The 9413-nt window shown below is 38.1% G+C and carries 15 protein-coding genes and 1 pseudogene; 5 read left to right on the plus strand and 11 right to left on the minus strand.

Features of this window, described 5'->3' with window-relative positions; translation table 11 throughout:
* Nucleotides 1–243 precede the first annotated feature (243 nt).
* From ACYUCW_RS06650 to ACYUCW_RS06695, 10 genes and pseudogenes are all read right to left on the minus strand, one after another.
* Nucleotides 244–876, minus strand: a complete 633-nt coding sequence (locus ACYUCW_RS06650) for a bacteriophage antitermination protein Q (RefSeq protein ID WP_004245982.1) — start codon at nucleotides 874–876, stop codon at nucleotides 244–246.
* Nucleotides 876–1232 carry a RusA family crossover junction endodeoxyribonuclease gene (locus tag ACYUCW_RS06655; protein WP_004245983.1) on the minus strand — a complete coding sequence of 119 codons (357 nt, stop codon included), beginning with the start codon at nucleotides 1230–1232 and terminating at the stop codon, nucleotides 876–878. Before ACYUCW_RS06655 ends, ACYUCW_RS06650 begins: the two co-directional genes overlap by 1 nt.
* Nucleotides 1229–1519 (minus strand): DUF1364 domain-containing protein, encoded by a 291-nt coding sequence (locus tag ACYUCW_RS06660; RefSeq protein ID WP_004245984.1) that lies wholly within the window; start codon nucleotides 1517–1519, stop codon nucleotides 1229–1231. Before ACYUCW_RS06660 ends, ACYUCW_RS06655 begins: the two co-directional genes overlap by 4 nt.
* Nucleotides 1520–1597: 78 nt before the next feature.
* Complete coding sequence (locus ACYUCW_RS06665) at nucleotides 1598–2047, minus strand: YbcN family protein (protein ID WP_049195179.1); 450 nt, start codon at nucleotides 2045–2047, stop codon at nucleotides 1598–1600.
* 67 nt (nucleotides 2048–2114) lie between these two features.
* Nucleotides 2115–2450, minus strand: coding sequence for a nucleoside triphosphate pyrophosphohydrolase family protein (locus ACYUCW_RS06670; RefSeq protein WP_017628812.1), 336 nt, complete (start codon nucleotides 2448–2450; stop codon nucleotides 2115–2117).
* Nucleotides 2451–2471: 21 nt separating this feature from the next.
* Nucleotides 2472–3856 (minus strand): annotated as a pseudogene (locus tag ACYUCW_RS06675) (replicative DNA helicase).
* A complete protein-coding gene (locus ACYUCW_RS06680; protein WP_012367617.1) occupies nucleotides 3856–4623 on the minus strand; it encodes a helix-turn-helix domain-containing protein in 768 nt (255 codons plus the stop codon). Before ACYUCW_RS06680 ends, ACYUCW_RS06675 begins: the two are co-directional and overlap by 1 nt.
* Nucleotides 4620–4793 carry a hypothetical protein gene (locus tag ACYUCW_RS06685; protein WP_004247479.1) on the minus strand — a complete coding sequence of 58 codons (174 nt, stop codon included), beginning with the start codon at nucleotides 4791–4793 and terminating at the stop codon, nucleotides 4620–4622. The genes ACYUCW_RS06680 and ACYUCW_RS06685 overlap by 4 nt, the downstream gene beginning before the upstream one ends.
* Before the next feature lie 95 nt (nucleotides 4794–4888).
* Nucleotides 4889–5236 carry a hypothetical protein gene (locus ACYUCW_RS06690; RefSeq protein ID WP_004247478.1) on the minus strand — a complete coding sequence of 116 codons (348 nt, stop codon included), beginning with the start codon at nucleotides 5234–5236 and terminating at the stop codon, nucleotides 4889–4891.
* A gap of 145 nt (nucleotides 5237–5381) precedes the next feature.
* Nucleotides 5382–5591: a helix-turn-helix transcriptional regulator gene (locus ACYUCW_RS06695; protein ID WP_004247477.1), complete on the minus strand. Its 210-nt coding sequence runs from the start codon at nucleotides 5589–5591 to the stop codon at nucleotides 5382–5384.
* A gap of 105 nt (nucleotides 5592–5696) precedes the next feature.
* On the opposite strand from ACYUCW_RS06695, the gene ACYUCW_RS06700 reads away from it, so the two are divergent.
* The 5 genes from ACYUCW_RS06700 (at nucleotide 5697) to ACYUCW_RS06720 (ending at nucleotide 9185) form a co-directional block, all read left to right on the plus strand.
* Nucleotides 5697–6341 carry a LexA family protein gene (locus ACYUCW_RS06700; protein WP_004247476.1) on the plus strand — a complete coding sequence of 215 codons (645 nt, stop codon included), beginning with the start codon at nucleotides 5697–5699 and terminating at the stop codon, nucleotides 6339–6341.
* An 8-nt stretch (nucleotides 6342–6349) separates the two neighbouring features.
* Nucleotides 6350–6691, plus strand: a complete 342-nt coding sequence (locus ACYUCW_RS06705; protein ID WP_004245991.1) for a DUF3024 domain-containing protein — start codon at nucleotides 6350–6352, stop codon at nucleotides 6689–6691.
* A 125-nt stretch (nucleotides 6692–6816) separates the two neighbouring features.
* Nucleotides 6817–7941, plus strand: a complete 1125-nt coding sequence (locus ACYUCW_RS06710) for an ImmA/IrrE family metallo-endopeptidase (protein WP_004247475.1) — start codon at nucleotides 6817–6819, stop codon at nucleotides 7939–7941.
* The gene (locus ACYUCW_RS06715) at nucleotides 7938–8447 is read left to right on the plus strand and encodes a DUF4411 family protein (protein ID WP_004247474.1); all 510 of its coding nucleotides are present in this window, start codon (nucleotides 7938–7940) and stop codon (nucleotides 8445–8447) included. The genes ACYUCW_RS06710 and ACYUCW_RS06715 overlap by 4 nt, the downstream gene beginning before the upstream one ends.
* Before the next feature lie 420 nt (nucleotides 8448–8867).
* Nucleotides 8868–9185 carry a transcriptional antitermination N peptide gene (locus ACYUCW_RS06720; RefSeq protein ID WP_004245994.1) on the plus strand — a complete coding sequence of 106 codons (318 nt, stop codon included), beginning with the start codon at nucleotides 8868–8870 and terminating at the stop codon, nucleotides 9183–9185.
* Between the two features lie 15 nt (nucleotides 9186–9200).
* Here the strand turns inward: ACYUCW_RS06720 and ACYUCW_RS06725 are convergent.
* A partial coding sequence (locus tag ACYUCW_RS06725) for a hypothetical protein (RefSeq protein ID WP_460408303.1) occupies nucleotides 9201–9413 on the minus strand: 213 nt, incomplete at its 5' end.

Genomic DNA, 9413 nt, shown 5'->3' on the forward strand with positions numbered 1-9413 from the left:
TAATTATTAGTTAAACACTGCAGGTTTATTCTTATAGGATAACAATAAATTTCATCTTAAATATAAACAAACAATCAATGAAAACGAAAAACTTCCAACAAATTTTTTAATTAATAATTATAAATATATTTTAAAAAAAAACAAAACCCCGCCGAAGCGAGGTTTGAAATACTTACATTTATAATATTATATAAATATTGCATTTAATTTATAGAAAAAAACGGAGTTTTGCAACTTTTTTAATCAGCTTAAAGCGCTAATTTTGAATAGCGAATCTCTATCTAATTGATAGCAACAATCTAATAAACAAATCCAATACAGTTTATAGCTCTTTCGCCAAGCATCAGCACTGACGCCCAACAATCCAGCGAGCTTAACATCCGTATATTTTTTTGCTGTTTGATTAATTTCTGCTTTTACCGCCTGAATGGCTAGTAAGGTAAGAGATTGAAGTCGTTGCTTAACTTTTTTCGTTATCCTTTTTTTACTATTTAATCGCTGAAACTCATGCCAAATATAGGGAACAATGAGTATTTGCTCACGATAATATTGATAATCACCATAGCAATAGAGTAACCATAAGCGCATTTCGTTAGGCAATTGATGAATACCTCTGCGCCATGATGAAGTGCGATAAGTAACTTCATTAATTAATGGTTTTGATTTTCCTTTGGCATGTTTTTGCTTAATTTTGAGTGGATGTGAGGGGAGTCTGTATCGAGACTTTCTTTCACCCGCATAGCGTATTGGGTTCCTTTTAAACCTATCGGTTACAAGTATTGCTTGTTCCTCCATGGCACTTAACGGCCCATTTTCTATAATACAAACATTCATCAACGCTGTACTTACTCGCTCGCGTATCCACTCAATATTCACTATCGCACCTCTTGGATAATTATCTGCCCCCTTTTTCCCCACACTTTTGTTACCCGCCCATCCCATACACGTGAATCATCGTCAAAAATAGCATCAAGTAATGCTTTTTCGAGATTATCTTTATCCGGTTTTTGTTGATGGGGTTTACCGTTCATTTCGGAGCGTTTAGTTTTACTCCAACTCTTCGGCATGGGTAGAATGAATGTAATGTGGTAATGTGATTCAGGTAGGGTGATTTTGTTTAACTTTACTTCGTCCTTAAACGCAAAATACTTTAAAACTGGGGGACGTTTTTTCCATTTATCAGCCTGAGTCATCCTTGGTTTAGGTACTGGTTCGATATTAAAGACCTTCACACGTTCAACTTCCCTTCTTGGATCAATATGGCTTGCGTTCTCAAAACACCTTCTAGGTGACATTGTTTTGCATACTCCATATCCGTAAATCGTGTTCGTCTATCAACTTCATCGTGACATGCACTACAAGCCCAAGCGCCAAATAAGTCATGCGATTTTATTCCGACGCCACAAAGACCTGACATTCTGTAATGGGCTAAAACAACCGTTTCAGAGTTACCATTACAAACTGAAGGTATTCTAATCTGACATTCACGCCCTTTTGCCTCATTGCGTAAATTCATCATGAGCCTCCTGATTACTATTTTTTATCACTTTAAAATAAAAACGATCATGTTATTAACTGAAATAATCATCACTATTTCCTATTCTTCTTGCTTTCTTTTCAAACTCATATATTCAGAATTACGAGGAATGATGATCGGAATTCCCTTCTCAATGCACCATTGTTCATGTTTCTCCATCATGTAAAGCATCCTTGCTTTATCCATCTTGCTGGTTTTTTCACGCTCACCGTTTTCATTGCGCCCTAGCCAATGTCCAACGAAATATTCATGAGTTTCCTCATTAGTGATGGGCTTTGATAAAACGATTTCACCAACACCATTTTTAATATCGATAACAACGCCACGCGCACGTAACCACTCGCCTGTGGTTTCCATCCACATACGCCATGTTTTATTCATGGGTATGGTTCTTAAATCACGCCACTCGGTGATTTTGATGCGATAGCGTTTACCTGTTGTCACGATTTCGGAGAGCACTTTGAAAATACTGTTGAGATTGGATTTATGGAGACAGATATCATCTGTCACTAAACAACCTCTCCATCATTATTTTTTAAATATACAAACACCTAGTTTCATCTCGGAAATTGCTAAATTAAAATCGTTTACCTCCTTTTTTAACTCTATTTTCTCGCTGATGATCTACTCGATGTTTGTTGTATTCGAGTTTCTCTGTAATAGCGCTTTCGATGTCGTAACCGAACTCTTCCGCATAATCCAAAATACGAATAACAGCATCAGCAAGTTCAACTTCTGCCATTTTTCTATGTGGTAAATGGTAATCCATTAGATCTTTACGCTCTCCCTCCATTGCTTCACTAATTTCAGAATGGATCAAGCAAAGTAAGGTTCCTTTTTCCCTTGGGATATCCCACCATCCAGCCTCAATGTTTTGTTGATGAATTTTTTTCTGTAGTTGTTTTATTGTCATATCTAAAATCCCTCTATCGAATTAAAACGATTTTTCACAATATTTTTTGGGTTCTCGTTTCGGTTGAGCGCGATAAGCAGCCATATATTGATCAACCGGTGTAATACTCAATCCTTGTTGATCAACATACACGGTGCCTGTTTTACCGTGTCGATTGAGCCTTAAAATCATCTCGGTCAGCGTTTCATCCGCATTATCGTGGTACACCGCATCACGATAAATGCCTAACCAATAATCACAATCTTGCTCGATTTGTCCTGTGTCTCTTGAATCACTTGGTACGGGGCGTTTATCTGCCCTGTTTTCCAATCCCCGATTCAATTGTACAAGCAACACAACCACCGTATTGAGCTCTTTTGCCAATATCTTTAGCCCCTTAGTGATTTCACCATAGGCAATATCATTACGGTCAGCTTTTCCCGCTTGCATCAGAGTGAGGTAATCGACACCAATAAACCCAATATCACCGACTTTGCGCTTAATTCTCCGACTTTCAGAACGAATGTGTTGTAAGGACATACCGGGTGTATCATCCACCCAAATATTGGGCTCATCTTTAAGGCGACCGATGGCACTGCAAAGCCTATCCCATTCATGCTCCTCTAACTTTTGGTAAAATTTATCTGAATTAATCTGGGTTTGTTGGGCTAGTGTCCGTTCAACAAGCTGTTTATCTGTCATCTCCATGCTGAACAGCAATACAGGCTTACCTTGTTGTGAAACATTCTTTGCCATTTCAGTGAGAACGGTTGTTTTCCCCATCTTTGGACGAGCACCAATCACGAACAGTGAACCGATAACAATCTGTTTCGGGCTTAATAGGCGGTCAAAATCTTTAAATCCCGTTTTTAATCCTCGATGTTTCTCTGGGTTATCTTGTCGGTCACAAATGTCGGTAAAAACATCATCCAACACATCATCAATTCGGCGCAACCCTGTTTTTTTCCCATTTTTCCAAACGAAGTGGCTTCATCAAGCAAGCGTTGTGCTTGTTCAATTTTATCTGTAAAACCTAACTCACTTGGCGCCATCATGAGCTTTTGAATTTCAACCGTCTTTTCGATAACAAAACGCTGTGCGGAACACTCTCGGATTTTTTTCGCATAAGCCATAATGTTAGCAATACTCGGTGTTTCTCTTGCCATCTCAGCAAGATAGGCAAAACCACCTGATTGATTAATTCGGCCTTTTGACTCCAGACAATCCGTCACCGTCATGATGTCTATTGGCATACGTTGGGTATACATTTCTCGCAGGGTGAGATAAATAATTTGATGGTGTCGGGCATAAAAATCTTCAGGTTTTAGCAGTGAAAAAATTGATTGCGCATTATCACTTTGCGGGTCAAGCAGTAGTCCTCCAATAACATTTTGTTCCGCCATTAAATTATTCGGAACTTGGTTCATCACAGTGCTCCTTCCCTTGTTTTGAGTACCGTTTCAGGTCTGAGTAAATAATCAAAATTCGCTCGCCAACCCCGATTATTTTCGCCAAAATACCAAGCACTCGCCGTTTCCATAAAATAATCAAAATAATTTTTAGCTGATTCAACTGTGGGTTCTTTGAGCTCTTTCAGGAATTTGGATATTGCTCGTTTGCGTTTGTCATTCAGTGATTCGGCATTGGGTAATCTATCCCCTACCGATTCGTTGAAGGCTTGCATGATTTCCTGATAAGGAATTTTAGCTTGTCGATTAATTGAAATCTGCTTTGCAGGTTTCGAGTCGTCAGACGATAGTTTTTTAAGGTTAATTGACTGGTTAAAAGACTGACTGGTTCTGGGTAAAAATTTTTGACTACCCCCTAGTCCAACCGTTTGACTACCGTGGTCAAATTCTTTGACTACCTCTGGTACAGAATTTTGACTAGGTGGTACTGTATTTTGACTACCGTCATCAAGAGATTTAGCCTCCAAATCCAGAATATATAAATTGGAAGTATGCACCTTATCAGTTTTTCGCGTAACTTTACGAACAAACCCTTTTTTACATAAACTTTTAATGTGGTTTATCGCACTTTGACGGCTAATTTCGCAATGACGTGCAATAGTTTCATAAGAAGGAAAACACTCACCTTTATCATTGGCATTATCAGCAAGTTTCAGTAGCACCATTTTTTGTGCTGTACTCCCCACCTGTAATTGCATGGCTTTTGCCATGAGAAGCATACTCATTTTCGCTCTCCTAATAACTTATCCCGATGTGCTTTCCTTAATTTTGCGTCTTTCAATGCTTCCTTTAAACGCTGACAACCCAGTGGGGTTATTTCTTGTAACAACCTATTTTCCATGATGTTTTTATGCTCATCACAGCCATTAAATTCATGATTTATTCTTTGTCTCATGGTATAATTTCTCCATTCCAAAGCTGTATCAAAAAAGGGAAACCGAAGTTTCCCCTTGTGATAAAAACTGGATATTGATACAGTGTATTTGTACGTTAAATGGTGAATTCCATTGAACAACACGCCTCGTTTGTTGCCGCAATCGAGGCGTTTTCTTTTATTTTCATTTGAGAAAGTTCACCCATTTGTTTCCACAAAAATCGGTACTCTTCTTCTGAGATTTTTCGTTCTCCTTCCATCACAAAATCAATAATTCCCGATGCGACAAGCGTTTCGCATATTTCAGGATATTTTTCAGTTCGACGTAGGATAGTTGAATCATGAACACCTAACGTTCTAGCCACGGCAGACTGAGTTTTATTTCTCAATGCTTGTAATGCTGAAGCTATTAGGTGGTTAGAGATAAATTGATTGAATTGTTTGCGTGTATTTGCGCATTCCATTGTTTAAAGTCCTTATGAGTTAACTAAGGGACAATAATGATCCGTGACTCATTCCGTATGAGTTGATATTGGGGGAAGAGTTGTCGCTTTATCAGCGACTCCGTAGCAGTCAAGAACCCTGCGGTTGTTAAAGAACGTGGTGAAATCAAGCTACTTTTGGAGGGAAAACGTCGTCTAAAGAACAATTTGCCCCTAATTTTTGTAATGCTTCAACAATAGCTCGGCAGTCATTTAAGCTAGGAGTTCTAATGTTTAACTCATAGTTAGCAATTCGTGACTGCCCCCATCCTATTGATGAAGCTAAAACAGCTTGAGAAATTCCCAGTTTTTTTCGCTGTTCTGCGATATTGTTCATGTGTGTATCCTCCTTGTTTATTCCAATATTACACACAATATGTGATTAACTGTCAACCACAAAACGTTTAAATACATTTATCACGGTTTGTGTTAAAAGGTATACATGAAAAAAGTAAATGAAGTTATTGGCGAAAGGTTAAAATCCATTCGTGAATCAAGAGGGCTAAGTCAAGCTCAATTAGCTAAATTGTGCGGCTACTCTGCTGCGTCCAGAATAGGAAACTATGAGCTTGGAGAGCGCAAGATTAGCGCTGATGATGCGATTGTTATAAGTGAAGCTCTTGGTATATCACCTGCCGAATTAATGTTTGGCAGTCAAAGTGAGCAAGTGATCAAAAATTATGAATACCCTCTATTCACAAAGGTACAGGCCGGCGCTTTCTCAACAGAATTTAACTCATACACCCAGAAAGATGCTGTGTCGTGGATACCTACAGCTAAGAAAGCTAGTGAACGTTCTTTCTGGTTAGAAGTTGAAGGTCAATCAATGACAGCACCACCAGGAGGCAAGCCAAGCTTTCCAGAAGGAATGCTTATCTTGGTTGATCCAGAGGAAGAAGTTGAGTTCGGAGATTTTTGCGTCGCGCGTTTACTGAATGATGAATTCACATTCAAACGATTGATTAGAGATGGTGGAATTGAGTATCTAGAGCCATTAAACCCTCGCTTCGATCTGATCCCTATTAACGGGAATTGCACAATCATAGGTAAGGTAATCAAATCACAATGGCCTGACGACACGTTTTAGGAGGAAATATGGCGTTTAGTAATATTGAGATAGCAAATATTAGACGGTGTATGGAATTTTTCATGGAAAAGCGTCGCCCAGCAGAACACCTAAGGGATGAATTAGATTTACAGTATCGCATCGAGGACGACTCAGTAATTATCTTTGAAATTAGGCAACTAATATGGAGTGATGGCAGAGTAGAAGAACCTATAGCAAAAATCACACATAATAGATATTCGAATTCATGGTCTCTGCTTTGGATGGATAAAAATAGTAACTGGCACAACTACGATGAAATAATGCTAGGTAGTTTCTCTGACGCCATTAGGCTCGTTGAAGATGATGTGCGAGGTTGCTTTTTTGGGTGACGACACGTTTTAGAGTGTGGTTGGTGTGATGCACTTGGAATAATAGGTATAACCGAATTGATATTTTATTTAATCAAACACATACTTATCTTAATAACATAGCGAATAATACATCAAGGCATGCAATGGCTCAGGCATTTATAAACAATAATATACTTACATGGGCGAGATGCCGAGCATCTCTCTCTGTGGATTATATTGCTGAAAAATTCAAAAAGCCTGTCGATGCAATAATTGCTTGGGAAGAAGGTAAGGAACCAATTACTTTTGCCCAAGCTCAAAGGTATGCAAATATAACAAAAATACCATTTGGCTATTTATACCTAAATACACCTCCAGAGGAAAAACTACCTATTCCAGATAGAAGAACGGTAGGTAGCCGGAATAATGAGATAAGCGTAGCACTAAAAGACACTATTAGTGATGTGTTAATTAAACAAGACTGGTACAAAGACTACGCCTTGTCCAACGGCCTTCCTGAAGTAGAGTTGGTAGGAAAGCTTCCTCCTAATAGTAACCCCAAACAAATTGTAGCTACAATTAAAGAGCATATTGATATTCAAATTCCACCAACAAAAGGTAAGTGGAAGGATTTTTTCTCTGCATTAGTAAAAAAGATAGAATCTCAAGGGATCCTTGTGATGAGAAGCGGTGTTGTAAAAAACAATAATACAAGACCGATTAGCGTTGATGATTTTAGAGGGTTCTGTATAGCAGATAAGATAGCCCCTGTTATCTTCATTAACACTAATGATGCAAAGGCAGCTCAAATATTTACGCTGATTCATGAACTTGCTCATCTGGTTTTAGGTCAATCCGCTATATCCGATCTATCTATAAACTCCAGAGAGAAAGAGGAAATGATTTGTAATGCAGCTGCGGCAGAGTATTTAACTCCTGAAGTAATATTCTTAAAAAAATGGAACGAATCCTTATCTATTGAAGAGAACATTGATGATCTAAGAAGCATTTTCAGAGTAAGTAGTTGGGTGATAGTGCGACGAGCCTTAGACTTAAAACTAATATCCAAACATGAATATAGTCGGTACGTAAGTTTAATAAATGAGAAAAGCACCTCTAGTGGCGGTGATTATAATCGAAACCAGAAAGTTAGAAGTAGTGAGAGGCTAACTGTTGCTGTTGTGACTCAAGCATTGGAAGGAAAAATGCTTTTAAGAGAAGCTCAGAGCTTAACAGGAATACAACCTAATAAACTGTATGAATTTGCTCAGAAGGAGTTTGGGCTTTGAGCTATCTAATTGATGCAAACATATTTATTCAAGCGCAACAAGATTATTACTGCTTTGACTTATGCCCTGGATTTTGGGAGTTTATGGGGTCTAAATTCATGGACGGACAATTAATAAGCATTCGAAATGTCTTTGATGAATTACAAAAGCAGGACGATGAAATATGTACTTGGTCAAAAGGTATAATGCATTGTTTTCAAAGTGTTGATGATCAAGAAACTCAAATGAACTTTAGAGCTATAGCTAATTATGTTCAACAAGAATATGCCCCAAGACATAAAAATAGCCTACCACACATTCAAAAATTCTTATCAGTAGCAGACCCATGGATTATCGCTAAGGCAAAAACAACAAATGCCACCGTAGTTACTCACGAGGTTAGAGATAAAAACAATGGATGCAAACCTAAAATACCTGACATATGCGACTATTTTAATGTGAAAACTATCCGGACAAATGAGCTTTTAAGAGATTTTCAGGTTCAGTTTATTCTTTCACAACAGTAATTCCGTACCAGCCCTCCCCGCGAGGGCTTTTTTGTACCCTCTCCCCTCCAAAGAAGTGATCTCCATTCCAATCTTATGTGACAAACAACACATTCCGTGTTTATTTACCATTTATTTTATATTTCAAATCATCGACTTAATTTAAAAACAAATAAATAAACACATTTTGTGGTTGACATTAAAATCACAATTTGTGAATATACTATCCATCAACGGAACACAGCACGTTGATGTTCTTTAACAACGATGATGGCGAGCTGTGTATTAGCTATCAGAACGGTGACGCTGATAAAGCGTCAACCTTCTCAGAAGGTTTTGGGATTGGTGTAGAAGATGGCGTGACGTAGCCACTTTCGCATAGCGGATCATGATTAGTCACATGACTATGCCAATCACCAAAGCCAACTGTTTGGAGGATATATGGCAACTATTACAGTTAAAAAGTCACGCAAGCCTGAGTTTTTACGTGGAGCATCTGCAAATAGACGTCACGCCAGACGGAAAGCAGAAGCTATTGCAAAAAAGAATATTGAATTGAAATTAGAATCAGTATTCCCTCAGGAGAAAAGACTTACATCAGTAGAAAAAACACTGTCATTAAGTCACATACCAGTTACTAGAAATATTGAACCTAAATTCAAACCATCGGTAGATAACTGTTGCTTACCTAATGTAGCAGTATTTTCAGGAGTTAAAACAAAACAGCCGAGCAGTGAGTTCGGGGTTACGGCGAGATAAAGCCCACGGATGGGCTTACCTTACCTCTTCATATGCTTTACGTATTTTAGTGTTATTTACTAGAGCGTATTCTATATCTTTAAGGTAATTTCTAGTAATCCTATATCTGCAATTAGGCTCGTTAATATAGTCACCTCTAATTGGTTCGATTATTCCTTTATTAAATAATTCGATGACACCTTTTTCATTCATTGAATCAAAAGACAATTCGCTATCCAGACCTATTTC

It is taken from the genome of Proteus sp. MB838 (assembly GCF_054767435.1).